This is a genomic window from Micromonospora sp. DT47 (assembly GCF_049844475.1).
Taxonomy (GTDB): domain Bacteria; phylum Actinomycetota; class Actinomycetes; order Mycobacteriales; family Micromonosporaceae; genus Micromonospora.
In genome coordinates, this window is sequence record NZ_JBNCLC010000022.1 from 16,359 (window position 1) to 41,342 (window position 24,984).

At 73.6% G+C, this 24,984-nt stretch carries 26 protein-coding genes and 3 pseudogenes; 9 read left to right on the top strand and 20 right to left on the bottom strand.

What is annotated here, in order from left to right:
* Positions 1-80 precede the first annotated feature (80 nt).
* Entirely contained in the window at positions 81-329 is a 249-nt protein-coding gene (locus ACLQ2U_RS25690; protein ID WP_425753399.1) for a hypothetical protein, read from the bottom strand.
* A gap of 246 nt (positions 330-575) precedes the next feature.
* Here ACLQ2U_RS25690 and ACLQ2U_RS25695 point away from each other — a divergent pair.
* Positions 576-707 (top strand): annotated as a pseudogene (locus tag ACLQ2U_RS25695) (thiamine-binding protein); the annotation flags it as partial.
* 278 nt (positions 708-985) lie between these two features.
* Entirely contained in the window at positions 986-2,428 is a 1,443-nt protein-coding gene (gene gndA, locus ACLQ2U_RS25700) for an NADP-dependent phosphogluconate dehydrogenase (RefSeq protein WP_425753401.1), read from the top strand.
* A gap of 10 nt (positions 2,429-2,438) precedes the next feature.
* Here gndA and tnpB read toward each other — a convergent pair whose 3' ends face one another.
* The 6 genes and pseudogenes from tnpB to recO form a co-directional block, all read right to left on the bottom strand.
* Positions 2,439-3,833: an IS607 family element RNA-guided endonuclease TnpB gene (tnpB, locus tag ACLQ2U_RS25705; protein WP_425753403.1), complete on the bottom strand. Its 1,395-nt coding sequence runs from the start codon at positions 3,831-3,833 to the stop codon at positions 2,439-2,441.
* Positions 3,834-3,968: 135 nt separating this feature from the next.
* Positions 3,969-4,736, bottom strand: coding sequence for a pirin family protein (locus ACLQ2U_RS25710; protein WP_425753405.1), 768 nt, complete (start codon positions 4,734-4,736; stop codon positions 3,969-3,971).
* Positions 4,733-5,017, bottom strand: coding sequence for a thioredoxin reductase (locus tag ACLQ2U_RS25715; protein WP_425753407.1), 285 nt, complete (start codon positions 5,015-5,017; stop codon positions 4,733-4,735). Before ACLQ2U_RS25715 ends, ACLQ2U_RS25710 begins: the two co-directional genes overlap by 4 nt.
* Before the next feature lie 158 nt (positions 5,018-5,175).
* Positions 5,176-5,361 carry a hypothetical protein gene (locus tag ACLQ2U_RS25720; RefSeq protein WP_425753409.1) on the bottom strand — a complete coding sequence of 62 codons (186 nt, stop codon included), beginning with the start codon at positions 5,359-5,361 and terminating at the stop codon, positions 5,176-5,178.
* A gap of 68 nt (positions 5,362-5,429) precedes the next feature.
* Positions 5,430-6,230 (bottom strand): isoprenyl transferase, encoded by an 801-nt coding sequence (locus ACLQ2U_RS25725; RefSeq protein ID WP_425753554.1) that lies wholly within the window; start codon positions 6,228-6,230, stop codon positions 5,430-5,432.
* Positions 6,231-6,299: 69 nt separating this feature from the next.
* Positions 6,300-7,115, bottom strand: a pseudogene (gene recO, locus ACLQ2U_RS25730) (DNA repair protein RecO); the annotation flags it as partial.
* Positions 7,116-7,217: 102 nt separating this feature from the next.
* Here recO and ACLQ2U_RS25735 point away from each other — a divergent pair.
* Positions 7,218-7,922, top strand: a pseudogene (locus ACLQ2U_RS25735) (DUF4097 family beta strand repeat-containing protein); the annotation flags it as partial.
* On the opposite strand, the gene ACLQ2U_RS25740 reads toward ACLQ2U_RS25735, so the two are convergent.
* The 8 genes from ACLQ2U_RS25740 to ACLQ2U_RS25775 form a co-directional block, all read right to left on the bottom strand.
* Positions 7,871-9,109: an acyltransferase family protein gene (locus ACLQ2U_RS25740; RefSeq protein WP_425753411.1), complete on the bottom strand. Its 1,239-nt coding sequence runs from the start codon at positions 9,107-9,109 to the stop codon at positions 7,871-7,873. The pseudogene ACLQ2U_RS25735 and the gene ACLQ2U_RS25740 sit on opposite strands and share 52 nt — an antisense overlap.
* Positions 9,110-9,266: 157 nt before the next feature.
* Positions 9,267-10,163 carry a GTPase Era gene (era, locus tag ACLQ2U_RS25745; protein WP_425753413.1) on the bottom strand — a complete coding sequence of 299 codons (897 nt, stop codon included), beginning with the start codon at positions 10,161-10,163 and terminating at the stop codon, positions 9,267-9,269.
* Entirely contained in the window at positions 10,160-10,546 is a 387-nt protein-coding gene (locus ACLQ2U_RS25750) for a cytidine deaminase (protein ID WP_425753415.1), read from the bottom strand. The genes era and ACLQ2U_RS25750 overlap by 4 nt, the downstream gene beginning before the upstream one ends.
* A complete protein-coding gene (locus ACLQ2U_RS25755; protein WP_425753556.1) occupies positions 10,539-11,945 on the bottom strand; it encodes a hemolysin family protein in 1,407 nt (468 codons plus the stop codon). The genes ACLQ2U_RS25750 and ACLQ2U_RS25755 overlap by 8 nt, the downstream gene beginning before the upstream one ends.
* Complete coding sequence (ybeY, locus tag ACLQ2U_RS25760) at positions 11,921-12,394, bottom strand: rRNA maturation RNase YbeY (RefSeq protein ID WP_425753417.1); 474 nt, start codon at positions 12,392-12,394, stop codon at positions 11,921-11,923. Before ybeY ends, ACLQ2U_RS25755 begins: the two co-directional genes overlap by 25 nt.
* 15 nt (positions 12,395-12,409) lie before the next feature.
* Complete coding sequence (locus ACLQ2U_RS25765) at positions 12,410-13,468, bottom strand: PhoH family protein (protein WP_425753419.1); 1,059 nt, start codon at positions 13,466-13,468, stop codon at positions 12,410-12,412.
* 462 nt (positions 13,469-13,930) lie between these two features.
* Positions 13,931-15,301 (bottom strand): serine hydrolase domain-containing protein, encoded by a 1,371-nt coding sequence (locus ACLQ2U_RS25770; protein ID WP_425753421.1) that lies wholly within the window; start codon positions 15,299-15,301, stop codon positions 13,931-13,933.
* The gene (locus ACLQ2U_RS25775) at positions 15,298-15,657 is read right to left on the bottom strand and encodes a histidine triad nucleotide-binding protein (protein WP_425753423.1); all 360 of its coding nucleotides are present in this window, start codon (positions 15,655-15,657) and stop codon (positions 15,298-15,300) included. Before ACLQ2U_RS25775 ends, ACLQ2U_RS25770 begins: the two co-directional genes overlap by 4 nt.
* 46 nt (positions 15,658-15,703) lie before the next feature.
* Here ACLQ2U_RS25775 and ACLQ2U_RS25780 point away from each other — a divergent pair, with 46 nt between their 5' ends.
* Complete coding sequence (locus tag ACLQ2U_RS25780) at positions 15,704-16,465, top strand: SDR family NAD(P)-dependent oxidoreductase (protein WP_425753425.1); 762 nt, start codon at positions 15,704-15,706, stop codon at positions 16,463-16,465.
* Positions 16,466-16,508: 43 nt separating this feature from the next.
* Here ACLQ2U_RS25780 and ACLQ2U_RS25785 read toward each other — a convergent pair whose 3' ends face one another.
* The 3 genes from ACLQ2U_RS25785 to hrcA all read right to left on the bottom strand — a co-directional run bounded on the left by ACLQ2U_RS25785 (position 16,509) and on the right by hrcA (position 19,489).
* Complete coding sequence (locus tag ACLQ2U_RS25785; protein WP_425753427.1) at positions 16,509-17,243, bottom strand: 16S rRNA (uracil(1498)-N(3))-methyltransferase; 735 nt, start codon at positions 17,241-17,243, stop codon at positions 16,509-16,511.
* A 1-nt stretch (position 17,244) separates the two neighbouring features.
* Positions 17,245-18,390, bottom strand: coding sequence for a molecular chaperone DnaJ (dnaJ, locus tag ACLQ2U_RS25790; protein WP_406046160.1), 1,146 nt, complete (start codon positions 18,388-18,390; stop codon positions 17,245-17,247).
* A gap of 76 nt (positions 18,391-18,466) precedes the next feature.
* The gene (gene hrcA / locus ACLQ2U_RS25795) at positions 18,467-19,489 is read right to left on the bottom strand and encodes a heat-inducible transcriptional repressor HrcA (RefSeq protein WP_425753429.1); all 1,023 of its coding nucleotides are present in this window, start codon (positions 19,487-19,489) and stop codon (positions 18,467-18,469) included.
* A gap of 215 nt (positions 19,490-19,704) precedes the next feature.
* Here hrcA and ACLQ2U_RS25800 point away from each other — a divergent pair, with 215 nt between their 5' ends.
* Positions 19,705-20,295: a DUF4870 domain-containing protein gene (locus ACLQ2U_RS25800; protein WP_425753431.1), complete on the top strand. Its 591-nt coding sequence runs from the start codon at positions 19,705-19,707 to the stop codon at positions 20,293-20,295.
* 37 nt (positions 20,296-20,332) lie between these two features.
* On the opposite strand, the gene hemW is transcribed toward ACLQ2U_RS25800, so the two are convergent.
* On the bottom strand, positions 20,333-21,556 hold the full coding sequence (gene hemW, locus ACLQ2U_RS25805; RefSeq protein WP_425753558.1) for a radical SAM family heme chaperone HemW: 1,224 nt from the start codon (positions 21,554-21,556) through the stop codon (positions 20,333-20,335).
* A 19-nt stretch (positions 21,557-21,575) separates the two neighbouring features.
* Here hemW and ACLQ2U_RS25810 point away from each other — a divergent pair, with 19 nt between their 5' ends.
* Together ACLQ2U_RS25810 and ACLQ2U_RS25815 are read left to right on the top strand one after the other, a co-directional pair.
* The gene (locus ACLQ2U_RS25810; protein ID WP_425753433.1) at positions 21,576-22,385 is read left to right on the top strand and encodes an enoyl-CoA hydratase-related protein; all 810 of its coding nucleotides are present in this window, start codon (positions 21,576-21,578) and stop codon (positions 22,383-22,385) included.
* 121 nt (positions 22,386-22,506) lie between these two features.
* The gene (locus ACLQ2U_RS25815) at positions 22,507-23,370 is read left to right on the top strand and encodes a hypothetical protein (protein WP_425753435.1); all 864 of its coding nucleotides are present in this window, start codon (positions 22,507-22,509) and stop codon (positions 23,368-23,370) included.
* 14 nt (positions 23,371-23,384) lie between these two features.
* Here ACLQ2U_RS25815 and ACLQ2U_RS25820 read toward each other — a convergent pair whose 3' ends face one another.
* On the bottom strand, positions 23,385-24,029 hold the full coding sequence (locus ACLQ2U_RS25820) for an MOSC domain-containing protein (RefSeq protein ID WP_425753437.1): 645 nt from the start codon (positions 24,027-24,029) through the stop codon (positions 23,385-23,387).
* Between the two features lie 119 nt (positions 24,030-24,148).
* Here ACLQ2U_RS25820 and ACLQ2U_RS25825 point away from each other — a divergent pair, with 119 nt between their 5' ends.
* Entirely contained in the window at positions 24,149-24,625 is a 477-nt protein-coding gene (locus tag ACLQ2U_RS25825) for a hypothetical protein (protein ID WP_425753439.1), read from the top strand.
* The gene (locus tag ACLQ2U_RS25830) at positions 24,622-24,930 is read left to right on the top strand and encodes a winged helix-turn-helix domain-containing protein (protein ID WP_425753441.1); all 309 of its coding nucleotides are present in this window, start codon (positions 24,622-24,624) and stop codon (positions 24,928-24,930) included. Before ACLQ2U_RS25825 ends, ACLQ2U_RS25830 begins: the two co-directional genes overlap by 4 nt.
* Positions 24,931-24,984: the final 54 nt, after the last annotated feature.

The window sequence follows — 24,984 nt, forward strand, 5'->3', positions numbered from 1 at the left end:
GGAACACGGCCAGGCGGGGCCGCCCCCTCCGTTGGGTGCAGTTGTTGTCGCTGGAACGACAACAACTGCACCCGGCCCGGTCAGCTGCGGCGGAAGGCGTACCGGCGGGCCTGGCCAGCGCGCTGGTTGCGCCCGGCGAACCGGGCGTCCCGACCGGGCGGCGGGCCGGCCTTCGGCGGTGGCGGGGTCTCCGCCTGCGTCGACGCCGGCAGGGCGAGCGGCGCGGCCGGCGCCACCGCGGGGATGTCGACGTCGGGCAGGGTCACGTCCACCAGGGACGGCCCGGCGGACGGCTTGCGGGATTTCTTCGGATTGCGTTTGGCGGGCATACGCTGCCTCCTGACTGCGGGCGCCGATGGCGCGGCGAGCGGGGAACGGGGAACGGGGCTGCCCCGGGGAGCCCGACCACGGAAGACGCCGTGACGACGGCGGCGGGTGGAATGCGGACGCCCGGAGCAGCGGCCCGCGGCGACGGCGGCGGGCCAGCTTCCGAAAGAGGGCGTCAGTTGCGCATGCCGACAGGCTAACCGACGGCCCGGGCGACCCGCAGGCGAATTACTGGCACGATCGGCGACGTGCTGATCGCGTTCTCGATCACCCCGCTCGGCGTGGGTGAGTCCGTCGGTGACCTGGTCGCCGAGGCCGTCCGGGTGGTCCGCGAGGCCGGGCTGCCGAACCGGACCGACGCCATGTTCACCACCGTGGAGTGCTGTCAGCTGTTCCCGGTTGAGTAGGCGTTGGTAGGTATTGGTGATCTTGGAGGAGTGGCTTGCGGTGTGGGTGGTGCGTCGTGAGGGGGATCCGGTGGTCGGCGGCGCGCTGGGGTGGGGGCGTGGCTGTGGTGCGGCCGGCTGCCGGGCCGCGACCGCCACGCCGCCACGCCGCGCTGACGGTGCGCTCACCCGACGTCGATGAGCCGGCCCGGACCGCCGTGGACCGCGATACGGTCGCAGGACGGGCAGTCCGACGAGAGGTGGCGGTACGGATGGCACAGCAGGCGACGGCGCAGATCGGCGTGACCGGTCTGGCGGTGATGGGTCGCAACCTGGCCCGCAACCTCGCCCGCAACGGCTTCACGGTGGCGGTGCACAACCGTTCGGCGGAGCGCACCCGCAGCCTGGTCGCCGAGCACGGCGACGAGGGCGCCTTCGTGCCGTCCGAGTCCCTCACCGACTTCGTCGCCTCGCTGGAGCGGCCCCGCGCGGTCATCGTGATGGTGAAGGCCGGTGCACCGACCGACGCGGTCATCGACGAGCTGATCCCGCTGCTCGAGGAGGGCGACATCGTCGTCGACTGCGGCAACGCGCACTTCGCCGACACCCGGCGGCGGGAGGAGGCGCTGCGCGGGCACGGGCTCCACTTCGTCGGCACCGGCGTCTCCGGCGGCGAGGAGGGCGCGCTGCGCGGGCCGAGCATCATGCCGGGCGGCTCGCCGGAGTCGTACGCCAAGCTCGGGCCGATATTCGAGAAGATCGCCGCGCAGGTGGACGGCACCCCGTGCTGCCGGCACATCGGCCCGGACGGCGCCGGGCACTTCGTCAAGATGGTGCATAACGGCATCGAGTACGCCGACATGCAGCTCATCGCCGAGGCGTACGACCTGCTGCGGGCGGGGTTGTCGGCCGAGCCGGCGGAGATCGCGGAGATCTTCCGGGAGTGGAACACCGGCGAGCTGGAGTCCTTCCTGATCGAGATCACCGCCGATGTGCTGGCGCACCCCGACGCGGCCACCGCCCGCCCCTTCGTCGACGTCGTCCTCGACCAGGCCGAACAGAAGGGCACCGGCCGCTGGACCGTGCAGAGCGCGCTGGACCTGGGCATCCCGATCACCGGCATCGCCGAGGCGACCTTCGCCCGGTCGCTCTCCGGCCACGCCGACCAGCGCGAGGCCGCCCGCCGGGCCTTCGGCGACGCCGGCGAGAAGTGGCAGGTCGAGGACCGGGAGACCTTCGTCGAGGACGTCCGGCGCGCGCTGCTGTCCAGCAAGATCGTCGCGTACGCGCAGGGCTTCGACCACATCCGCGCCGGCAGCCGGGAGTACGACTGGGACATCGACCTGGGCGGCACCGCGACCATCTGGCGGGGCGGCTGCATCATCCGGGCCCGCTTCCTGGACCGCATCCGCGAGGCGTACGACGCGCAGCCGGAGCTGCCGACGCTGCTGGTGGCGCCGTACTTCGCCGAGGCGGTCAGCGACGGGGTGCCGAGCTGGCGGCGGGTGGTGGCCGATGCGGCCCGGGCCGGCGTGCCCACCCCGGCGTTCTCGTCGTCGCTGGCGTACTTCGACGCGCTGCGCGCGGAACGGCTGCCGGCGGCGCTGATCCAGGGGCTGCGGGACAACTTCGGCGCGCACACCTACCACCGGGTGGACCGGGAGGGCTCATTCCACACCCGCTGGGCGGGTGACCGCTCCGAACTGGAGGCTTGACCGCTTCCTTTCATGATGCGTACGTGAGCACATGATTGGATGTCCTACCTTGCGGTGGGACGATCCCGGTCTTGCCCGCCGTGGCGGTGCCGGGTTGACGCTTCACAGCCACCCGCCCCGCAAGCGGGGTCTTACGGTCGGCTCCACGTCCGTTTCGTGTCTCCGAGCCACTCCCGGCGACGGTGACCGCCAGCGCGGCCAGGTTCCGTGCGGCGTTGACGTCCCGGTCCAGGACCAGGCCGCAGGTGCAGGTGTAGGTGCGCTCGGACAGGGCGAGTTTGGTTTTCACCGCGCCGCAGCCCGAGCACGTCTTCGAGGACGGAAACCACCGGTCGGCGACCACGAGCCGACCGCCGTACCACTGTGTCTTGTACCCGAGTTGCCGGCGCAGCTCGGCGAACCCGGCGTCGGCGATGTGCCGGGCCAGGCGCCGGTTGGCGAGCATCCCGGCGACGTTGAGGTCTTCGACCACGATAGTGCCGTAGGCGCGGGCGAGCCGGCTGGTCAGCTTGTGCAGGCCGTCACGGCGCAGGTTCGCCACCCGAGCGTGCGCGCGGGCCAACTGCCCGCGGGCCGTCTCCCACCGTTTCGATGGGCGTCGGCCGGTGCGCCGGTCCGGGCCGACCCGGCGAGAGGCGCGCCGGGCCAGAGCGCGCAATCGGCGGGCGGCGGCGTCCAGGTGGCGCGGGTTGGGCACCAGCTCACCGGTGGACAGCACCGCCAAATGCCTCACACCCAGGTCGACGCCGACCCTCGCCTCCGCACTGGCCGGCATCCGCTGGGCGCGCTCCACCGCGCAGGTGAATGACACGTACCACCGGCCGCCGCCACGGCGCACTGTCGCCGACAGGATCCGGGCCGTGCCCGCCTCCAGGCGGCGGGCCAGCTTGCGGGCCGACTCGTGCAACTTGAGCCGGCCCAGCCGGGGCAGCACCACATGCATGCGGTCCGCATCGACGCGGATGGCCCCGGTGGTGAACCGCACCGACGGGGTCGAGCGGCGCCGAGACTTGAACCGGGGGAACCCCACCGGGCGCCCGGCGCGCTTGCCGTTACGCGAGTCGGACCAGTTCTTCAACCCCCGGGCCAGCGCGTCAAGGCCCGTGTTGAACGCCTCCTTGGAGCACTCGGCCCACCATGGCGCCACATCGGACTTCGCCTGATTCCACGCCCTACGCAGCGCGGCTAGCGACCAGCACTGCGCCGGGGTCAGGTCCGCCTCGTCAATGCCGTAAGAGCGTTCGGCGGCCCGCTGATCAATGACCGCCTTCACCTGGGCCAGCGCCCAATTGTGCGCTACCCGCGCCGCACCGGCATGAGCCAGCACCGCCCGCCGCTGCGTCGGAGTCAGGTCCAACGCGAACCGGTACGCCTGCACCACACTCAATCGGTCCCGGTGCGCCATGTCCGGCACGGTAGCCACCCGGTACGACAATCACCGCAGCCACCATGGCCACGTCCCCCACCACACCGCAACCGACTCCTTCAAGGCCACCAACCCGTACCGACGCCTACTCAACCGGCAACAGTTGACAGCCCCTCAGGCGAGAGTGGCATGCATCTCCCAGACCAGGATCTCCGCCGGCTCGCTGGCGGCCACCCGCTGGCCGCCGGACATCGTGATCCGGACGGCGTCACCCTCGCCGAGCCGTCCGGTGCCCTCCAGCGTCACCGCGCCGGCCGGCACGTACAGGTGCAGGAAGGGCGCGTCCGGGAGGAGCACCTCGTCGCCCGGGCTGAGCCGGGCGGCGTGCAGGGTCGCGTACCGGTTTCGGATCCGGATCGCCGACGCGCCGTCGTACCGGTCCATCCCGGAGGCGACCGGGACCAGGCCGCCGCGGAGCAGCTCGTCGCCGATCTCCAGCTGCTCGTAGCCCGGGTCGACGCCGTCGGTGTCGGGCAGCACCCACATCTGCACGAAGTGGACCGGGTCGGAGTGCGGCTCCCGACCCTCCAGCCGCCAGGAGTCGTTCTTCTCCGAGTGCAGGATGCCGGTGCCGGCGCTCATCCGCTGGGCCAGGCCCGGATAGATGACGCCGGAATGGCCGGTGGAGTCCTGGTGCACCAGGGAGCCGCGCAGCACCCAGGTCACGATCTCCATGTCCTCGTGCGGATGGGTCTCGAAACCGGTGCCCGGGTGCACCACGTCGTCGTTGTTGACCAGCAGCAGCCCGTGGTGGGTGTTGGCCGGGTCGTAGTGCCGGGAGAACGAGAAGGAGTGCTTCGAGTCGAGCCAGGACAGTCGGGTGGCGAACCGGTCGGCGGCTCGGCGGACGTCCACCGCCGGCGCCGGCGCGACGGCGGTCACCAGGCACGCTGCCCGGTCTCGGTGGGCACCCAGGTCAGCGCCGGTTCACCGGAGGCCAGCTCGGCGATCTCGCCGGACCGCACGCTCGGGGCGTGCCCGAGCTCCGCGCAGTGCTGCTCGGCGATCTCCGTGCAGATCTCCGCGACCTGCTCGCAGATCGGGCTGCCCAGATCGGCCGCGTTCAACGCCATGATCATCTTGTACCGGAGATCCGCCATCCCCACCCCCCGCAGGCCGGACGCGTCCCACGCCGCGCCCGCCCCGATCGTACCCACCCGCACCCCGCCCACCGGCCGGGTTGGCCTGTCGATCATGGGTCGTGGTGGGCGTTCCACACCTCCCGCGGCCGCTGCGGGGCACCACGACTCCATGGTCGACGCACCGGGCGGCGCCGGACACGACGACGCCGCCGCACGGCGGCGGCGGCGGCGTCGAGGCGTCACCAGAACCGGCGACGCTTGGCCTTCTGCGGGCGCAGCATGTCGGCGCCCTTGGCGAGCAGTCGGCTCACGCCGGTCGGGCCACGACGGGCCTCCAGCGTGTGGCTGATCCGGCGCGCACCGGCCGCTGCCAGCGGCACGGCGACCGCCATGACCGCCCACTGGGCAATCCGCTTCTGAATCATGTGGGTTCACCTCCGCGTCGTATCTGCTGAAGGAGTGGTACCCCACCCGCGGGGTCGGTAAGCGTGACCTACGTCCGCGGGGCGACCGGGTTGGGCAGTGCGCCGCCGAACCGGCGGTCCCGCTGCGCGTACAGCTCGCAGGCGTACCAGAGGTGCCGGCGGTCGAAGTCCGGCCAGAGCGTGTCGAGGAAGACCAGCTCGGCGTACGCGGTCTGCCAGAGCAGGAAGTTGGAGATCCGCTCCTCGCCGGAGGGGCGCAGGAAGAGGTCCACCTCGGGAATCTCCGGGTGGTAGAGGTACTTCGCCACGGTCTTCTCGGTGACCTTGGCCGGGTCCAGCCGGCCGGCGGCCACGTCCCGGGCGATCGCGGCGGCCGCGTCGGCGATCTCCGCCTGCCCGCCGTAGTTGACGCAGAACTGCAGGGTCAGCGTCGAGTTGCCGCGGGACATCTCCTCGGCGGTCTGCAGCTCGGAGATGACGCTCTTCCACAGCCGGCCCGGCCGCCCCGACCAGACCACCCGGACACCGAGGTCGACCAGCTGGTCGCGGCGGCGGCGGATGACGTCCCGGTTGAAGCCCATCAGGAACCGGACCTCGTCCGGGGAGCGCCGCCAGTTCTCGGTGGAGAACGCGTACGCCGACAGGTAGGGGATGCCCAGCTCGATCGCGCCCTCGATGGTGTCGAAGAGGCTGTACTCCCCCTGCTCGTGACCCTTGGTGCGGGGCAGGCCGCGCTCCTTGGCCCACCGGCCGTTGCCGTCCATCACCACGGCGACGTGCTTCGGCAGCGCCTCTGCCGGCAGCGCCGGCGGCCGCGCGCCCGACGGGTGCGGCGTCGGCGGCACCGGCTCACGCCGGCCGGCCCTCATCGATCGGATCACTCGGTCATCCCCCCTGTTCACGCCGTCCACGCCGGTGCCCGCGCCACGCGGCGGCGGGACCGGGCCGGCCGCGCCACCGCCCGGTGCCGGGGCCGTGCCGGCGACCGGGGCACCCCGGTCGACCAGCGGCAGCGAGCGTAGCGCGCGCTCCAGGTGCCACTGCAGGTGCGCCGCGACCAGGCCGCTGCACTCCCGGCGTACCCCGGTCTCGGTGGCGTCGGCGACCCGCCAGTCGCCGCTGGTCAGCGCGAACATCAGGTCGACGGTGGCCGGCGCGGGGTGGGCCGCGCCGGGCGGCCGGCAGTCCGGGCAGACCGCGCCCCCGGCCGGTACGGAGAAGGCCCGGTGCCGCCCCGGCGTGCCGCAGACCGCGCAGGCGATCAGCGCCGGTGCCCAGCCGGCGAGCGCCATCCCGCGCAGCAGGTACGCGTCGAGCACCAGGGTGGTGGCGTGGCTCCCCTCGGCCAGCGCCCGCAGCGCGCCGAGGGTGAGCTGGAACAGCCGCAGCGAGGGCTCCCGCTCGACCGGGGTGAGCCGCTCGGCGGTCTCGGCGATCGCGCTGGCCGCCGTGTAGCGCGGATAGTCCCCGAAGAACCGCTTGCCGTAGAGGTCGATCCCCTCGACCTGGCTGACGGTGTGCAGCGAGCTGCCCTGGTTGCCCTTCGGGTCGCCGGCGAGCTGGAGGTCGACGTGCCCGAACGGCTCCAGCCGGGCGCCGAACTTGCTGGTGGTGCGCCGCACGCCGCGGGCCACCGCGCGCAGCCGGCCGTGCCGGCGGGTCAGCAGGGTGATGATCCGGTCGGACTCGCCGAGTTTCTGCACGCGCAGGACCACCGCGTCGTCGCGGTAGAGCTGTCGGCGGTACCCGGCCATCGGGCCATTCTCCCTCGGGGTCGGAAATCAGGGTCGGTTCGGGGTGCGGCGGCGTCGCGTCCCGGATGTGCGGCGGTCCGGCCCGGCCATAGGTTGCTGACCATGGCTCTCCCCCGCACCGCCGTCGCCCTGGGCGCGGCCGCCACCCTCATCCTCACCGCCGGGTGCGACACCCTCTCCTCCCGGCGGCTGGACTTCGACACCACCGAGTCGGCCAGGATCAGCCGGATCACCGTACGGCCCGGCGCGGGGGACGTGACGGTCCGGGCGACCGGCCCGGCCACCGGGGTACGGATCAAGCGGGTGCTGCGCTACCAGGGCGACCAGCCCGACACCACGTACGCGATCAAGGGCGACGAGCTGGTGCTGGAGACCGAGTGCGGCCCCCGCTGCTCGGTGTCGTACGAGGTGACCGCCTCCGAGGGAGTCCGGGTGCAGGGCGAGACCCGCTCCGGCGACGTCGAGCTGGCCCGGACCGGCCCGGTGGACTTCACGCTCGGCTCGGGCGACATCCGGGTCACCGGCGCGACCGGCCCGGTCCGCGCCGAGACCGGCTCGGGGAACATCGAGGTGGAGAGCGTCACCACCCCGGTCGACCTGCGCGCCTCCTCCGGCAACATCACCGCGCTCCGGCTCGGTGGCCAGGTGGCCGCCGAGGCCAGCTCCGGCAACGTCACGGTCGAGCTGGACCGGCCCGCGTCGGTGCGGGCGCACGCCTCCAGCGGCGACGTGGAGCTGGTCGTACCCACCGGGCGCTACCGGGTCCGGTCCAGCACCGGCTCGGGCGACGCGCAGCTGGGCGTCACCGACGACCCGGGCGCTTCCCTGGTGCTCGACGTCGCCACCGCCAGCGGGAACGTGACGGTCAGCCAGCGTTGATCTCGACCATGCTGGCCTCGGCCGAGCGGCTGCGCCGGGACCGTCACCCGGGCGGCGGGCCCGGCGGGCGCGGGGCTGGTCGGCGCGGCGGCACGGGCCGGACGGCGAGCCGCCGGACGGCGACCGGGGACCAGCTCGGGCCGGCGCCGCGCGGCCACGTCCTCCACCCAGCCGACGACCAGCGTGACCACCCCGACCAGGGCGAAGACCAGGACCACCCGGATCGCCAGGCCGAGCGGATCCCGGTGGGACCACCCGACCACGTCGACCAGCGGGGTGAGCAGCACCACGAACGGCATGTGCCAGAGGTAGACGGTCAGCGCCCGGCGGTTCAGCACGGTGACCAGCCGGCTGAACAGCGGACTGCGGTCGATCCAGGCCGCCGAGGTGGGGGCCCGGCCGAGCATGACCAGGATGAACGCCGAGGACCAGAGCGCGTTGCCCAGGTGGATGTCGTTGAGGTCGAAGCCGCGCGGCCCACGGTGAGTGAGGATCCAGGCCGCCCCGGCGCTGGCCAGGACGGCAGCGGCCGGGAACAGCACCCGGTTGCTGAGCCGGCGCAGCAGGCCGTCGTGGTGGGCGAAGCCGAGCAGCCAGGCGCCGAAGTAGAGGCCGAACTCGCGCAGCGGCGCCGCCGCGTCGGGCAGCAGCCCGACCTCGATCGCGACCAGCAGCGCGTACGGCGCGGCGAGGGTGGGCAGCGGGGCCCGGCGGAACAGCCAGAGCGCGATCGGTGAGGCGAGCACGAACCAGAGGTAGTCGCGCAGGTACCAGATCACGCTCAACGTCAGCGCGCCCCACCCGTTGGCTGGCGGGTCGGCGACCGGGAACAGCCAGAGCAGCACCTTCGGGGTCAGCGCCAGCCCGGTCAGCAGCATGGCCGGCACGAAGACCAACGCCAGCACCCAGAGTGAGGGCAGCAGCCGGCGCAGCCGACGCAGCACCGCCGGCGTCCCGGAGCGGTCGAGGGAGGCCGCCATCAGCGACCCGGCCAGCGCGAACATCACTGCCATCGCCGGGAAGACGAGGGTCAGCGAGGCCCAGCCGGTGACGTGGTAGACCACGACCCGGATGATCGCCAGGAAACGCAGCAGGTCAAGGTATCGGTTCCGCATCAGCCTGCATCTATGTCAGGGGGCAGGGGAGCAAACGTCCCCTACCCTCCGACCCGGCTCCGCCAAACGGTCAGCAACCCTGGCCAAAAGTGAAAAACACCATACGCCCGACCGATGGCGAACAGCGACGGCCGCCGATTGTGACCGGTACGACCGGTCAGAAGCCGAGCTTGCGCAGCTGCTTCGGATCCCGCTGCCAGTCCTTCGCCACCCGTACGTGCAGGTCGAGGTAGACCCGGGTGCCGAGCAGTTCCTCGATCTCCCGGCGGGCGGTGGTGCCGACCTCCTTGAGCCGGCTGGCCCGGTGACCGAGCACGATCGCCTTCTGGCTGGGCCGCTCGACGTAGAGGTCGGCGTAGATCTTCATGACCTTGCCCTCGGGGATCATCTCCTCCACCACCACGGCGATGGAGTGCGGCAGCTCGTCGCGGACCCCCTCCAGGGCCGCCTCCCGGATCAGCTCGGCGACCAGCACCTGCTCCGGGTCGTCGGTGAGCATGTCGTCCGGGTAGAGCTGCGGCGACGGCGGCAGGTAGCCGGTCATCACGTCGACCAGGGTGTCGACCTGGTGGCCGGAGACCGCGCTGACCGGCACCACGTCGGCGAACTCGCCCAGCTCGCTGACCGCGAGCAACTGCTCGGCCAGCCGCCTCTTGTCGACCAGGTCGGTCTTGGTCACCACCGCGATCACGGTGCCCTTCAGCTCGGCCAGCTCGCCGCTGATGAACCGGTCACCCCGACCCACCTGCTCGTCCGCCGGGATGCAGAGGCCGATCACGTCGACCTCGGACCAGGTCGACCGGACCAGGTCGTTGAGGCGCTCGCCGAGCAGCGTACGGGGGCGGTGCAGGCCCGGGGTGTCGACCAGGACGAGCTGGGACTCCGGGCGGTGCAGCACGGCCCGGATGACGTGCCGGGTGGTCTGCGGCTTGCTCGAGGTGATCGCGATCTTCTTCCCGACGATCGCGTTGGTCAGCGTCGACTTGCCGGCGTTGGGCCGGCCGACGAAACAGGCGAAGCCCGCCCGGTACGGCCGCTCCCCGGTGGCGGTCACTCGACCACCGTGCCGAGGATCGTGCCGTCCGGGGCGGCGACGTGGATCGGCGCGTCGACGGAGAGGTCGCGCACCGCCGCGTGCCCCGCGCCGTCCAGCGTCGAGGCCTCGGTCACGACCACGGCCGCCTCCAGCCGGCTCGCCCCCGCCGCCACGGCGGAGGCGACCGCGAGCTGCAGCGCGGTGATGGTCAGCGAGGGCAGCGAGACGCTCGCCGCGGCGTACGTCCGGCCGTCCTGGTCGCGGACCGCCGCGCCCTCGACGGCCCCCACCCGACCCCGGGCACCGCGAGCCAGGACGACCAGCTTGCCGTCCTCGGCCCTCAGCTCGGCCGGGTCGGACGGGGTGGGCCGGGCGGCCGGTACGGCGGGTGTCTCAGGCATCGGCGGGTTGCCTCTCCTCGGTTCTGGTCTGGTTGTCACGGGACTCGGCGTGCTCGCCGCGCCCCCGGCCGTCCGGCGAATCGGTCGGCTCCGCCCGGCTCACCAGCACGGTGTCGATGCGGTTGCGCCGGCCGGTGGTGCCCTCGGCGATCAGCCGCAGCCCGGCCACCTCGGCGCGGGCGCCGGGGATCGGCACCCGGCCCAGGGACTGGGCCAGCAGGCCGCCGACCGTCTCCACCTCGTCGGTGGGGAGTTCAGTGTCGAACAGCTCGCCCAGGTTCTCCACCGGGAGCCGGGCGGCGACCCGCACCGATCCGTCCTCCAGGTGTTCGACCGGCGGGCGTTCGACATCGTACTCGTCGGTGATCTCACCGACGATCTCCTCGAGGATGTCCTCGATGGTGACCAGGCCGCCGGTGCCGCCGTACTCGTCGACGACGATGACCAGGTGGTTGCGGGCGGCCTGCATCTCCGACAGCAGGTCGTCGACCGGCTTGGACTCGGGCACGAAGGTGGCCGGGCGCATCAGCTCGGCGACCGGCAGCTCGTCGGCCTTCGGGTCGCCGCTCTGGGTACGCCGGATCAGGTCCTTGAGGTAGAGCACGCCGAGCACGTCGTCGACGCTCTCCCCGATCACCGGGATCCGGGAGAAGCCGGACCGCAGGAAGAGCACCAGCGCCTGGGAGAGCGTCTTGCCCTCCTCTATCCACACCATCTCGGTACGCGGCACCATCACCTCACGGGCGATGGTGTCACCGAGCGCGAAGACCGAGTGGATCATCTGCCGCTCGCCGTGCTCCACCACACCGCGCTGCTCGGCCAGGTCGACCAGCTCGCGCAGCTCCACCTGGCTGGCGAACGGCCCCTCCCGGAAGCCGCGCCCCGGGGTGACCGCGTTGCCGATCAGGATCAGCAGCGAGGCGAGCGGGTTGAGCGCCCGGCCCAGCCAGCGGACCAGCGGCGCGACCGCCCGGCCCACCGCGTACGCGTGCTGCCGGCCGATGGTGCGCGGCGCCACGCCGACCACGACGAAGCTGACCACGGTCATCGCGCCGGCGGTGACCAGCGCGGCGCGCCAGCCGGCGCCGAAGGTGTCCACCGCGACCAGGGCCACCAGGGTGGTGGCGGTCAGCTCGGCCAGCAGCCGGAGCAGGAGCAGCAGGTTGAGGTGGCGGACGACGTCACCGGCGACGACCTGGAGGGTACGCGCGCCGCGCGCCCCGTCCCGGGCCAGTTCGGCGGCCCGGGCCGGGGAGACGGCGGCCAGCGCCGCCTCGGTCATCGCGATGAAACCGGCGAGCACCACCAGCCCCGCCGCGAAGAAGATCAGCTGGAGATCGGGCAGACCGGCGGCGCTCGCCGCCTGGGTGGTAATCACAGGGACCGGGTCGACCGCCAGCTGGCCAGCAGCCGGGCCTGGAGCGCGAACATCTCCCGCTCCTCCTCCGGCTCGGCGTGGTCGTAGCCGAGCAGGTGCAGCACGCCGTGCACGGTGAGCAGGTGCAGCTCGTCGGCGGCGGAGTGTTCGGTGGCGGCGGCCTGCTTGGCCGCCACCTCCGGGCAGAGCACGATGTCGCCGAGCAGGGCGGGCTCGCCACCGGCCGGGGCGCTCTCCCCCGGTCCGTGGTCGACGCTGCCCTCGTCCATGGGGAAGGCGAGCACGTCGGTCGGCCCGTCCCCGCCCATCCAGCGATGGTTGAGCTCGGTCATGTAGTCGACGTCGACCAGCAGCACGGAGAGCTCGGCGAGGGGGTTGACCCCCATCTCGTCGAGGGCGTGGCGGGCCACGGCGAGCACGGCGTCGGTGTCGACCTCGACACCGGACTCGTTGGCGATCTCGATGGACAACTGTCTTCCTCTGGTCTAGCGGCGCCGGCCGGCCCGGCCGCCCTGGGCGGTCCGCCCGGGCACGGCGTGCACGCTCTGCGCCTGCTGGTTCTCCCGCTCGGCGTCCCAGCGGGCGTACGCGTCGACGATCTCCCCCACCAGCGTGTGCCGGACCACGTCCGAGCTCGACAGCTGGGCGAAGTGCACGTCCTCGACGTTCTCCAGGATGTCCCGGACCACCCGCAGGCCGCTGGTCGTCCCGCCGGGGAGGTCCACCTGGGTGACGTCACCGGTCACCACGATCTTGGAGCCGAAGCCGAGCCGGGTGAGGAACATCTTCATCTGCTCGGGCGTGGTGTTCTGCGCCTCGTCCAGGATGATGAACGCGTCGTTGAGGGTACGGCCCCGCATGTACGCCAGCGGCGCCACCTCGATCGTGCCGGCCGCCATCAGCTTGGGGATGGACTCCGGGTCGAGCATGTCGTGCAGCGCGTCGTAGAGCGGGCGCAGGTAGGGGTCGATCTTCTCGTTGAGGGTGCCGGGCAGGAAGCCCAGCCGCTCCCCCGCCTCGACCGCCGGCCGGGTGAGGATGATCCGGTTGACCTGCTTGGCCTGCAGCGCCTGGACGGCCTTCGCCATGGCCAGGTAGGTCTTGCCGGTGCCGGCGGGGCCGATGCCGAAGACGATGGTGTGAGCGTCGATCGCGTCGACGTAGCGCTTCTGCCCGAGCGTCTTGGGGCGGATGGTGCGCCCGCGCCGGGAGAGGATGTTGAGCGTCAGGACCTCGGCGGGCCGCTCGGCGCTGCCCTGCTCGAGCATGCCGACGGTACGCCGGACGGCGTCAGTGGTCAGGGTCTCGCCTTTCTCGATCAGTTCGAGCAGCTCGCTGAAGAGGCGCTCGGCGATGGCGTTGTCCGCGGGCGCGCCGGTGATGGTGATCTCGTTGCCGCGCACGTGCACGTCGCTGTTGACCGAGCGTTCGACGAGACGCAGGATCTCGTCGCCCGCGCCGAGCAGGTTGACCATGATCTTGGAGTCGGGGACCGTGATCCTGGTCTGCACCCGGGGCGGGCCGGGAGGTGGGGTGCCGGTCATAGATCGGGCCCGTCGGGCCCTGTGCCACCTGCTTCCGATCTCGGCGCCGGGCCCTGGTGGCGCGGCGTGCGGACGATACGCCCATCGTATCCGTTCAACACCGGCGGCACCGCGCCCATTTCCGCCGGCCGGGCCGCCCCGGGGACGTCCGGCCCGGGCCGCCGCCGCGCCGGGTTCCGTGACGCCCCGCCAGTCGGGACGCACCGCCCCGCCCCGGATCAACCGGTCACAAATCGCAGAGCTGCTATGGGAATCAGGCATAGCGGACAAGGGGCGATCTTCTCCACGGTCGGACGGGCCCTGCGGTCCGCCGCATCCGGGCGGGAGGCAGACCACCGAACGAGCGACATGACTGGCCGTCATATTCATGACCACCAGTCATGTTCATGACCACCAGTCATGTCGCTCACCGCGACGTTGCTCGGACGGCCCGACCCGACCGGGCGGCGGCGACGGACGAGGTCAGGCGCGGAAGTCGTACCGGTCGAAGGTCTCCTGGTGCCGGGTGAAGCGGTAGGTCGCCCAGTGCATCCGGAGCACCGTCCCGTCCGCGTCCCGGGTCAGCCGGAGCAGCTCGCCGACCTCCCGCCCGGCGACCGTGCGGAACACGTCCGGGGAGTCCGGCAGCGGCACGAAGACCGCCGGCGGCTTCCCCGCCGGGTCGTCGGCGCCGCGGGCCCGCAGCGTCCCGTCGTGCCAGGAGAAGACGTACTCGAAGCCCTCGCCCCACCAGCGGCCGAGCATTCCGCGCAGCGGCCCGGGCGCGGGCTCGCCGGGGTGCCACGGCGCGATCTCCGCCGGGTCGTGCTCGGCCGCCGCGGCCAGCAGCCGGTGCGGCAGGTCGAAGATCTCCGCCGCCGTCCCCGACGAGCCGAGCACCGCGCAGCCCATCGCGCCGGCCGTGCCGTCGCCGCCGCGCCGGCCGTAGACGGCGGCCAGGAAGCCCGGCATCGCGCCGTCGTGCCCGACGTGCACCACCCGGTCCGGGTACGGCAGCAGGATCAGGCCGAGCCCGAAGCCGGCCGCCCAGAGCGTCTCGTCGGTGGTGGTCAGCGGCCAGCGCATCTCGTCCAGCGTGGTCGGGGCGAGCACCGCCCCCGCCGGGTCCAGCGCCGCCGGGTCGGCCAGGAACGCCGCCCACCGGGCCATGTCGGTCGCGGTGCTCCAGAGCTGGGCGGCCGGGCCCACCGCGCCGAAGTCGGTCGGCGGCTCCGGGTGCGCCTCGTCGGAGTACGCGTCCACCAGGAACCCGGTCGCGGCGTCCGGCCCGGGCGTGACCGAGGTGGCGGCCAGCCCCAGCGGGTCGAGGACCCGCGCGGCGAGCACCTCCGCCCAGGTGCCGCCGCGCAGCGCGCCGACCAGCCGGCCGAGCAGGGCCATGCCGAGGTTGGAGTAGTGGTAGCGCCGGCCGGTCGGCAGCACCTTCTCGACCCGGGTCAGGTCCGCGACCAGCTGGTCGACCGCCGGGGCGCGCAGGGTGTCCCAGACGTCCCCGTACGGCTCGCGTTGCAGGCCGGCGGTGTGCGAGAGCAGCCGGCGCACGGTCAGCTCGCCGTGCGCGGGCAGGTCCAGGTGCCGGCCGAGCGGGTCGTCCAGGTCGAGCAGCCCGTCGTCGCGGCACTGCATGACCAGTACGGAGGTGAACGTCTTGGTGACCGAGCCGATCCGGAACCGGGTCCCCGGGCCGAGGGTGGTGTCGTTGCCGATGCCGCCGACCTCGCAGGTCCAGAGCGGGCGGTCGGCCCGGTGCAGGGCCGCCGCGAGGGCCGGCACCCGGCCCTGGGCCTGGACCCGGCGGACCATCCGCGCCAACCGGTCGGGCGCTCCCGTCACGCCAGGTCCCGGGCCAGCATCGGGCCGAGCGGCGCGCCGCCGAGCAGGTGCGCGTGGGCGTGGAAGACCTCCTGGCCGCCGTACGCGCCGGTGTTGAACATCAGCCGGAAGCCGTCGCCGAGCAGCCCCTCGTCCTCGGCCACCGCGGCCGCCGTGGCCAGCACCTCGCCGGCGAGCGCCGGGTCACCCTGGCCGAGCGTGGCCACGTCGGCGTAGTGCTCCTTCGGGATGACGAGCACGTGCACCGGCGCCTTCGGGCCGGTGTCGCGGAAGGCGAGGGTGGTGGCGGTCTCCCGGACGATGGTGGCCGGGATCTCCCCGGCGACGATGCGGCAGAACAGGCAGTCGGATCCCATCGGGGCATGGTAAGGCTCGCCGACCCGCTGGGGCATGATGTGGCCCGTGACTTCACGGGCGGTACTGGTGACGGGGGCCTCGCGGGGCATCGGGCGGGCGGTGGCCCGGGCGTTCGCCGCCGGCGGGGACCGGGTGGCGATCCACCACCGCGACTCGGCGGAGCTGGCCGAGCGGCTCCGCGCCGAGCTGCCCGGCGACGGCCACGTGGTGGTCCGCGCCGACCTCGCCGACCCGGACGCGGTACGGGCCATGGTGGACGAGGCCGCCGCCCCGCTCGGGGGGCTGGACGTGCTGGTGAACAACGCCGGGGTGTTCGGCCCGGCGGACCCGCCGCACCCGGTCTTCGAGAGCAGCTACGACCAGTGGCGGCAGCGCTGGCGCGAGGTGCTGGACACCAACCTGTTCGGCGCGGCGAACGCGTCGTGGTGCGCCGCCCAGCACATGCGTGACCGGGGCGGGCGGATCGTCAACGTCTCTTCCCGGGGCGCGTTCCGGGGCGAGCCGGCCAACCCGGCGTACGGGGCGAGCAAGGCGGGGATGAACGCGATGGCGCAGTCCCTCGCGGTGGCGCTCGCGCCGTACGGCATCGCGGTGGCGACCGTCGCCCCCGGCTTCGTCGAGACCGACATGACCAACGAGCACCTGAAGTCCCCGCGCGGCGACGCGGTCCGGGCGCAGAGCCCGTTCCACCGGGTCGCCCGCCCCGAGGAGATCGCCGCGGCGGTGCACTGGCTCGCCTCCCCCGAGGCGGAGTGGGCCTCCGGCACGATCGTCGACCTCAACGGAGCCTCGTACCTGCGCTCCTGACCCGGCCACCGGGCCCCACCCTGCTGGACCTCGGGCCGGACGGTCACCAGCGGCCGAGGCGGGTGGCGAGCACGCTGAGCGCGGCGACGCCGGCCGTCGAGGTACGCAGCACCGAGGAGCCGAGCCGCACCGGCCGGGCCCCCGCCTCGACGAACGCGGTCAGCTCCACCGGGGCGATGCCCCCCTCCGGCCCGACCACCAGCACGACCTCACCGGTCTCCGGCAGCTCGGCGGTGGTCAGCCGCTCCTGCGCCTCCTCGTGCAGCACGAACGCGGCACCGGACCCGGCGATCCGGCGGGCCACGGTGGCGGTGGGCTCGTCCGGGGCCCCGGCCACCACCGGCAGCCAGGCCCGGCGGGCCTGCTTGGCCGCCTCCCGGGCGGTCGCGACCCACTTGTCCCGGGCCCGTACGCCCCGGTCACCGCGCCACTGCGTCACCGACCGGGACGCCGCCCAGGGCACGATCTCGTCGACCCCGACCTCGGTCATCGCCTGCACCGCCAGCTCGCCCCGGTCCCCCTTGGCGATGCCCTGCACCACGACGATCCGGGGGACGGGCGCGTCGACGTACCCCCGGGAGGTGACGTCGAGGTCGAGGGTGCCCCGGCCGACGGCGGTGACCACGGCGGCGGCCGTGCCGCCCCGCCCGTCGGCGAGCAGCAGTTCCTCGCCGACCCGCAGCCGCTGCACGGTCGCCGCGTGGTGCCCCTCCGGACCGTCCAGGGTCAGCGAGTCACCGGTGGGCAGCGCCTCGACCAGGAACAGCGGCGCGGACACCTCAGGCGTGCCCGTTGAACGCGTCGCGCATCCGGGAGAAGAAGCCGCCCTGCTTGGTCAGCTCGGCGACCTCCTCGCCCCGGGTCTTGGCGAAGTCGCGCAGCATCTTCTCCTGGTCGGCGTCGAGCTTGGTCGGGGTACGCACGTCGAGGTGGACGTAGAGGTCGCCCCGGCCGGTGCCGCGCAGGTGCGGCACGCCCCGGGCGCGCAGCCGCAGCGTGCTGCCCGGCTGGGTGCCGGCCTTGACGTCGACCGTCTCCTCGCTGTCCAGCGTCTTGATGGTCAGCCGGGTGCCGAGCGCGGCGGCGGTCATCGGCACGGTGACCCGGCAGTGCAGGTCGTCGCCCTTGCGGGAGTAGACGTCGTGCGGCCGCTCGTGGATTTCCACGTAGAGGTCGCCGGCGGTGCCGCCGCCCGGGCCGACCTCGCCCTGCTGGGCCAGCCGGATCCGCATGCCGTCCTCGACCCCGGCGGGGATCTTGACGGTCAGCGAGCGGCGGGTCCGGACCCGGCCGTCACCGGCGCAGGTCGGGCAGGGGTGCGGGATGGTGGTGCCGTAGCCCTGGCAGACCGTGCAGGGCCGGGCGGAGACCACCTGGCCGAGGAAGGTGCGCTGCACCGACTGCACCTCGCCCCGGCCGCCGCACGCCTCGCAGGTGGCCAGGTGGGTGCCGGCCGCGGTGCCGGCGCCGGAGCAGGTGGTGCAGAGCACCGCGGTGTCGACGGTGATCGGCGCCTCCACGCCGAACGCGGTCTCGTGCAGGTCCAGCTCCAGCCGGAGGATCGCGTCCGCGCCCGGCCTGGTCCGCGGCCGCGGACCGCGCGCGCCACCGGCCGCGCCGCCGAAGAAGGCGTCCATGATGTCCTGGAAGCCGACGAACGGGCCCGCCCCGCCGGGGCCGCCCGGACCGCCCGCGCCCCCGCCGCCCGGGGCGAGCGGGTCCCCGCCCAGGTCGACGATCTGCCGTTTCCGGTCGTCCGAGAGGACCTCGTACGCGGCGTTGATGTCCTTGAACTTCTCCTGTGCCTCCGGGTCCGGATTGACGTCCGGGTGGAACTGCCGCGCCAGCTTGCGGTAGGCGCGCTTGATCTCGTCGTCGGAGGCCTCCCGGCTCACGCCGAGAATGCCGTAGTAGTCCCTGGCCACTGCGTTCGGTGTCCTCATGTTCGTCTCGCGTTGCGCCGGTCGTCGGCCGGAGCCGGCCGCCGGCCCCTGCCTTGGGTCAGTTCTGGGCCAGCAGCTCGCCCACGTAGCGTGCCACGGCCCTCACCGTGGCGATGGTGCCGGGGTAGTCCATCCGGGTGGGGCCGAGCACCCCCAGACCGCCGACGATCGTCGCGCCCGGGCCGTACCCGGTGCTGACCACCGAGGCGGCCCGGAGGTTGTCGATCTCGTTCTCGTCGCCGATCAGCACCCGGGTGGTGCTCGGCTCGGCCTCGCCGATGAGCTTGAGCAGCACGACCTCCTCCTCGAGGGCCTCGAGGATGGGCCGCAGCGAGCCCTGGAAGTCGAGCAGCCCGCCCCGGGTCAGGTTGGCGGTGCCGGCCAGCGCGATCCGCTCCTCGTGCCGCTCGACCAGGGTCTCCAGCAGCACCGTGGAGAGTGTGGTCATCGCCCCGCGCAGGTGCGGCGCCGACTCCTCGACCAGTGCCTGGACCAGCGGCGGGGTCTCCGACAGTTGGCTGCCGACCAGCTTCTCGTTGACCAGCCGGCGCAGGTCGGTGACGTGGTCGGCGGGGATCGGCGCGGGCAGCTCGACCAGCCGCTGCTCGACCCGGCCGGTGTCGGCGATCATGACCAGCATCAGCCGGGTGGTGGAGATCGGCACCAGCTCCAGGTGGCGCACCGAGGAGCGGGCCAGGCTCGGGTACTGCACCACGGCGACCTGCCGGGTCAGCTGGGCCAGCAGCCGGACGGTGCGGTGCACCACGTCGTCCAGGTCGACCGCGCCGAGCAGGAAGCGCTCGATCGCCCGGCGCTCGGCCGGGCTCAGGGGCTTGACCCGGGAGAGCCGGTCGACGAAGAGGCGGTAGCCACGGTCGGTGGGCACCCGGCCGGCACTGGTGTGCGGCTGCCGGATGTAGCCCTCCTCCTCCAGCACGGCCATGTCGTTGCGGACCGTCGCCGGGGAGACCCCGAGCTGGTGCCGCTCGACCAGGGCCTTGCTGCCGACCGGCTCCTGGGTGGCGACGTAGTCCTCGACGATCGCCCGCAGCACGGCCAGCTTGCGGTCGTCGAGACCCATCTCCCCACCTCCTGACGCACGGCGGCCCCGGGGCGGGTGCGCGCCGGGGCGAGCGCTCTGGCACTCGACTGTAGCGAGTGCCAGTCTACGTCGGCGTCCCCGCCGGCGCGATGATCAGCGACGGACCGCCGGTGCGCCGGTAGGGCCGAACAGCCGGACATCCGGGGCGATGTCGCTCTGGTGTCCCCTTGCCGGCAGCCCCTACCGTGACGTCCATGACTGAACCACCTCGCCCTCCCGGCGCGGGGGGACCCGGCGCCCAGCCGGACCCGACCGCACCCTACGGCTCGTCGCACGAGCCGCCCACCGCACCACTGTCCGGGGCACCGGGGGCGGGCGGCTATCCGCCGCCTCCCGGTGACCAGCCGCCGTCGGGCGGCTACTCCTCGTCGGGCGGCTACCCACCGCCGGGCGCCGGCTATCCGACCGGCGGCGCGTACGGCACCCCGAGCGGCGGCTGGGCCAGCAACGAGGACAAGACCTGGGCGCTCGTCGCGCACTTCGGCGGCGCCGCGGCCATGTTCGTCAGCGGCGGCGTGCTCGGCTGGCTCCCGCCGCTGGTCGCCATGCTCGCCCGGGGCAACCAGTCGCCGACCGTGCGCCAGCACGCCGTCGCGGCGCTCAACTTCCAGCTGCTCTGGTCGATCGTCGGCCTGGTCGGCTGGATCCTGAGCTGCATCCTGATCGGGTTCGCCGCCGTCGCCGCGGCCGTCATCCTCGGCGTGGTCTTCGGCATCCTCGCCGGCGTCAAGGCCAACGAGGGCGAGCTCTACCGCTACCCGATGAGCATCAGCATGATCAAGTGAGTCCCCGGCCGGCCTCCGGGCCGGCCGGCGGCTCCGCTCACGGCAGCAGGTCGCGCACCACCGCGTCGGCGAGCAGCCGGCCGCGCAGGGTGAGCACCGCCCGCCCGGCGGCGAACTCCGCCGGCGCCAGCAGGCCGTCGGCGAGCGCCAGCTCAGCGCCCGCCCGGCCGGCGGCGTCCAGGGCGTCCAGCGGCAGGCCGGACGCGAGCCGCAGCCGCAGCATCACGTCCTCCATGTGCGCCTCGCCGGCGGTGAGCAGCTCCCGGGCCAGGCCCGGCGACTCCCCCGCGGCCAGCCGCTTCGCATACGCCGAGGGGTGCTTGACGTTCCACCAGCGCACCCCGCCGACGTGGCTGTGCGCCCCCGGGCCGAGGCCCCACCAGTCCGCGCCGGTCCAGTAGAGCAGGTTGTGCCGGCACCGGGCCGCCTCGGTGCGGGCCCAGTTCGACACCTCGTACCAGGAGAAACCGGCCGCGTCGAGGGCGGCCTCCGCGGCCAGGTAGCGGTCCGCCGCCACGTCGTCACTCGGGTACGGCAGCTCGCCGCGGCGCATCCGGGCCGCCAGCCGGGTGCCGTCCTCGACGATCAGGGCGTACGCGCTGACGTGGTCCACCCCGGCGGCGACCACCTGGTCCAGCGAGGCGGCGAAGTCCGCCGCGCTCTCCCCCGGCGAGCCGTAGATCAGGTCCAGGTTGACGTGGTCGAACCCGGCCTCGCGCGCCTCCAGGGCCGCGGCGGTGGCCCGGCCGGCGCTGTGCTTCCGGTCCAGGACCGCCAGCACCCCGGGCGCCGCGGACTGCATGCCCAGCGAGATCCGGGTGTAGCCGGCCGCCCGCAGCGCCCGCAGCGACTCCGGGGTGACCGACTCGGGATTGGCCTCGGTGGTCACCTCGACCTCGGCGGCCAGCCCCCAGGTGCGGTCGATGCCGTCCAGGATCCGGGCCAGGTCGTCGGCGGGGAGCAGGGTCGGCGTACCGCCGCCGACGAAGACGGTGTCCACCCGCGGCGGCGGGGTGTCGCCGAGCACCCGGGCGGCGAGCGACAGCTCGGCCAGCACGGTGTCGGCGTACGACTCCCGGTCGGCGCCGCCGCCGAGCTCCGCCGCGGTGTAGGTGTTGAAGTCGCAGTAGCCGCAGCGGCTGGCGCAGAACGGGACGTGCACGTACACCCCGAAACCGCGCGCCCCGACCGAGGTCAGGGCGGCGGCGGGCAGCGACCCGTCGACGGGGACGGGCTCGCCTTCTGGAAGGACGCCGGGCATGGCCACTAGTGTGCCCGGCATGACCTCTCCCGACCGCCTCGTGCGGGTCTCCACGGCCCGTGGGGTGACCACCCTCACCCTGGACAGCCCGCACAACCGCAACGCGCTCTCCACCGCCCTGATGACCGAGCTGCTGGCCGGGCTCGCCGCGGCGGTCGCCGACGACGCCGTACGGGTGATCGTGCTGGACCACACCGGGCCGGTCTTCTGCTCCGGCGCGGACCTCAAGGAGACGGCCGCCGCGTACGCGAGCGGCAGCGTGCCGGCCGGGATGCTCGGCGACGTGCTCGGGGCGGTCTGGGAGTGCCCGAAGCCGGTGCTGGCGAAGGTGGCCGGACCGGCCCGGGCCGGCGGGCTGGGCCTGATCGCCGCCGCCGACCTGGCGGTCTGCGCCGAGGAGGCGACGTTCGCCTTCACCGAGGTGCGGATCGGGGTGATCCCGGCGGTCATCTCGGCCACCGTGCTGCCCCGGCTGCACCCCCGGGCCGCCGCCGAGCTCTACCTGACCGGGGACACCTTCGACGGCCGGCGGGCCGCCGAGATCGGCCTGGTCACCGCGGCGGTGCCGGCGGACGGGCTGGACGCGGCGGTGGAGCGCTACTGCGCGTCGCTGGTGCGGGGCGCGCCGCGGGCGCTGGCCGGGGCGAAGGAGCTGCTGCGCCGCCCGGCCGCCACCGACCTGCGGGGCGAGATCGCCGGGCTGGCCGCCCTCTCCACCGGCTACTTCCTCTCCGACGAGGGCCGCGAGGGTGTGCTGGCCTTCCGGGAGAAGAGATCGGCACGATGGGTGCCCGCTGCGGACGGTGGTCCGGCAGCGGGCGCGAGCTAGCACCGCACCCGGAAGGGTGCTTTCGCGCTGTTTCCCTCCCGGTTCGCCGGGAACGTGAACCGGTCGGCCGACCCGGCTCACGTCACACGGGACGTACGCTTGTCGGACTGTCGAACAGGAGGTGCGGGTGCGAACTCGGGCATTCGTGGCAGCCGGCGTCGTGGTCGCGGTGGTCGCTCTTCTCGGGGTCTGGGTCGTGGTCCGCCAGTTCGGTGGTCAGCTCCGGCTCCCGGTGGCCAGCCGTACCTGCACCGTCCAGGCGGACGGCACGGTCGTCCTCGACGCCGACCAGATGGCCAACGCGGCGACCATCGCGGCGATCGGCATCCAGCGGCAGATGCCGGAGCGGGCGGTGGTGGTGGCGCTGGCCACCGCGTACCAGGAGTCCGGCCTGCGCAACCTCCCCGACGGTGACCGGGACTCGATCGGCCTGTTCCAGCAGCGACCCAGCCAGGGCTGGGGCACCCCGGAGCAGATCCGCGGCGAGCGGTACGCGGCGAACCGGTTCTACGCCGCGCTGAAGGAGGTGCGTGGCTGGGAGGGGATGGAGGTCACCGACGCCGCCCAGGCGGTCCAGCGGTCGGCCTTCCCGACCGCGTACCAGAAGTGGGCCGACGAGTCGCAGGTGTTGACCAGGGCCCTGCTCGGCGATGCGACCGGCGCGGTGGCCTGCACGGTCGGCCGGACGCCGGCGATGCGTGGCGCGGCGGCCGCGACGGCGCTGACCCGCGGCCTGACCCTGGACTGGGGGCTGCCCGGCTCCGCCGCAGCGGCCGAGCTGACCGGGCTGACCGTGTCGGCGGCCGACGATCGCGACGGCTGGCGGTACGCGCACTGGCTGGTCTCGCACGCCACCGACCACGGGGTGAAGCGGGTCCGCTTCGCCGGCCTGGAGTGGACCGCCGAAGACGGCACCTGGGACAAGGTCTCCGACGGCCGTCCGGCCGACGCGCAGGTGCTGGCGGAGGTCTTCGCCGAGGGGTGACCCGGCCGGCCGGGTCAGGGGCGGCTGCCGGCGACCCGGCGGCGGACCTTCTCCAGGATCGGCTCCGGCAGTTCGGCGGCGTCGAGCAGCCGGGGCAGCAGCTCCGGCTCGAGGTTCATCGCCCGGAACACCTCCCCGATGGTGACGCCGTGCGCGGGCCGGTCCACCACCTCGACCGGGTCGCCCGCGCCGACCTCGCCCTCGCGCAGCACCCGCAGGTACGCCCCCGGAGTCGCCCGGGCGGTGAACCGCTTGATCAGATCCGGCATGTCCCAGAAGCCGGCGAAGGTGGCGCACGGGGTGCGTGGCTTGGTCACCTGGAGCAGGGCGGAGCCGACCGCCCACTGCTCGCCGATCACCGCGCCGGTGACGTCGACCGCCCAGGTGGTGAGGTTCTCGCCGAACCCACCGCTACGGATGCCGCGGCCCAGCTCGCCCGCCCACCACTTGGCGTCCTCCTCGGCGTAGGCGTAGACCGCCTGGTCGGGGCCGCCGTGGTGGGCACGTTCGCCGATGAAGTCGCCGTCGACGCCGTCGACGCGCAGTAGCACCGGCCCGTCCACGGGTCGCTTGTCGATGCCGCTGCGGCCGCTCGCGTCGCCCGCCCACTCCGCCTCAGTCACCACGCCGAGGTTCACCGCCGCCACCCTGCCCGTCATGGCCGAGAGCCTAGTCGCGAACCCGACCTCCGTAGCCCCGGAAAGTACTTGCCTACCAGGAAAGTAACGCGTTTACTTTCCTGGTAGGCAAGTATTCGTCTCGCCCTCAAGGAGACCCGATGTCCGAGCCGACCCTCTCCCCCGCCGCTGCGGCGGAGGCGCTGGCCGAGATCCACTCCCGTCGTGACCAGGCGGTCGCCGCGACACTGGTTCCGGACTGGTACTGGCCCGCCGTCGGCGGGCTGGTGGCGGCCTTCACCGCCGCCGTGGAGAGCGGGCGGCCGTGGCTGGTCGCGGTCGGCTCGATCGCGTACGCGTCGGGCCTGGCCGCCGTCGTGGCCCGGGTCGCGCTGCGGCACCGGGCCCAGGTCCGCAACACCCTCCTCGGCGTACGCGGCGCGGCGGCCATCGCCGGCTACACGCTCTGCCTGGTGGCGCTCGGCCTGATCACCGGCTTCGCGGCGGACTCGGCGGGGCTGGACTGGCCCGCGACGATCGGCGCGGCGACCACGGCCGGGGCGATGACGGCCACCGGCCAGCTGCTGATGCGGTACCTTCGCGGCGTGATGACCGCCCGGCCGATCGGCGGCCGGTGAGCGCCCCCCGCTTCGACGAGCTGATCCACGCGCCCACCCGGCTCTCCCTGGTGAGCCTGCTCGCCGCCACCGAGTGGGCCGAGTTCCGCTACCTGCGCGAACAGCTCGGGCTCTCCGACTCGGCGCTGTCGAAGCAGTTGACCACGCTGGAGCAGGCCGGCTACGTCGAGGTGCGCAAGAGCTTCGTGGGCAAGCGACCACGTACCTCGGTCAAGCTCAGCTGGCCCGGGCGCGCCGCGTTCGACGGGCACGTCGCGGCGTTGCAGCAGATCGTCGCGCGGGCCGGCGCCAGCGTGCTGCCCTGACGGGAGCCCCGGCGTCCTGACCGGAACGGCGCTCCGCCGGAGCCCGGAGGGCTC

Excerpts from the sequence above, each read along its gene's own strand:
- ACLQ2U_RS25750 (WP_425753415.1), bottom strand. The coding sequence starts at position 10,546 with ATGCCTGAGACACCCGCCGTACCGGCCGCCCGGCCCACCCCGTCCGAC.
- ACLQ2U_RS25720 (WP_425753409.1), bottom strand. The coding sequence starts at position 5,361 with ATGATTCAGAAGCGGATTGCCCAGTGGGCGGTCATGGCGGTCGCCGTG.
- ACLQ2U_RS25765 (WP_425753419.1), bottom strand. The coding sequence starts at position 13,468 with ATGACCGGCACCCCACCTCCCGGCCCGCCCCGGGTGCAGACCAGGATC.
- ACLQ2U_RS25820 (WP_425753437.1), bottom strand. The coding sequence starts at position 24,029 with ATGACGGGCAGGGTGGCGGCGGTGAACCTCGGCGTGGTGACTGAGGCG.
- ACLQ2U_RS25725 (WP_425753554.1), bottom strand. The coding sequence starts at position 6,230 with ATGAGGGCCGGCCGGCGTGAGCCGGTGCCGCCGACGCCGCACCCGTCG.
- hemW (WP_425753558.1), bottom strand. The coding sequence starts at position 21,556 with ATGCCCGGCGTCCTTCCAGAAGGCGAGCCCGTCCCCGTCGACGGGTCG.
- gndA (WP_425753401.1), top strand. The coding sequence starts at position 986 with ATGGCACAGCAGGCGACGGCGCAGATCGGCGTGACCGGTCTGGCGGTG.
- ACLQ2U_RS25800 (WP_425753431.1), top strand. The coding sequence starts at position 19,705 with ATGACTGAACCACCTCGCCCTCCCGGCGCGGGGGGACCCGGCGCCCAG.
- ACLQ2U_RS25775 (WP_425753423.1), bottom strand. The coding sequence starts at position 15,657 with ATGGGATCCGACTGCCTGTTCTGCCGCATCGTCGCCGGGGAGATCCCG.
- tnpB (WP_425753403.1), bottom strand. The coding sequence starts at position 3,833 with ATGGCGCACCGGGACCGATTGAGTGTGGTGCAGGCGTACCGGTTCGCG.
- ACLQ2U_RS25810 (WP_425753433.1), top strand. The coding sequence starts at position 21,576 with ATGACCTCTCCCGACCGCCTCGTGCGGGTCTCCACGGCCCGTGGGGTG.
- ACLQ2U_RS25740 (WP_425753411.1), bottom strand. The coding sequence starts at position 9,109 with ATGCGGAACCGATACCTTGACCTGCTGCGTTTCCTGGCGATCATCCGG.
- ACLQ2U_RS25690 (WP_425753399.1), bottom strand. The coding sequence starts at position 329 with ATGCCCGCCAAACGCAATCCGAAGAAATCCCGCAAGCCGTCCGCCGGG.
- ACLQ2U_RS25825 (WP_425753439.1), top strand. The coding sequence starts at position 24,149 with ATGTCCGAGCCGACCCTCTCCCCCGCCGCTGCGGCGGAGGCGCTGGCC.
- hrcA (WP_425753429.1), bottom strand. The coding sequence starts at position 19,489 with ATGGGTCTCGACGACCGCAAGCTGGCCGTGCTGCGGGCGATCGTCGAG.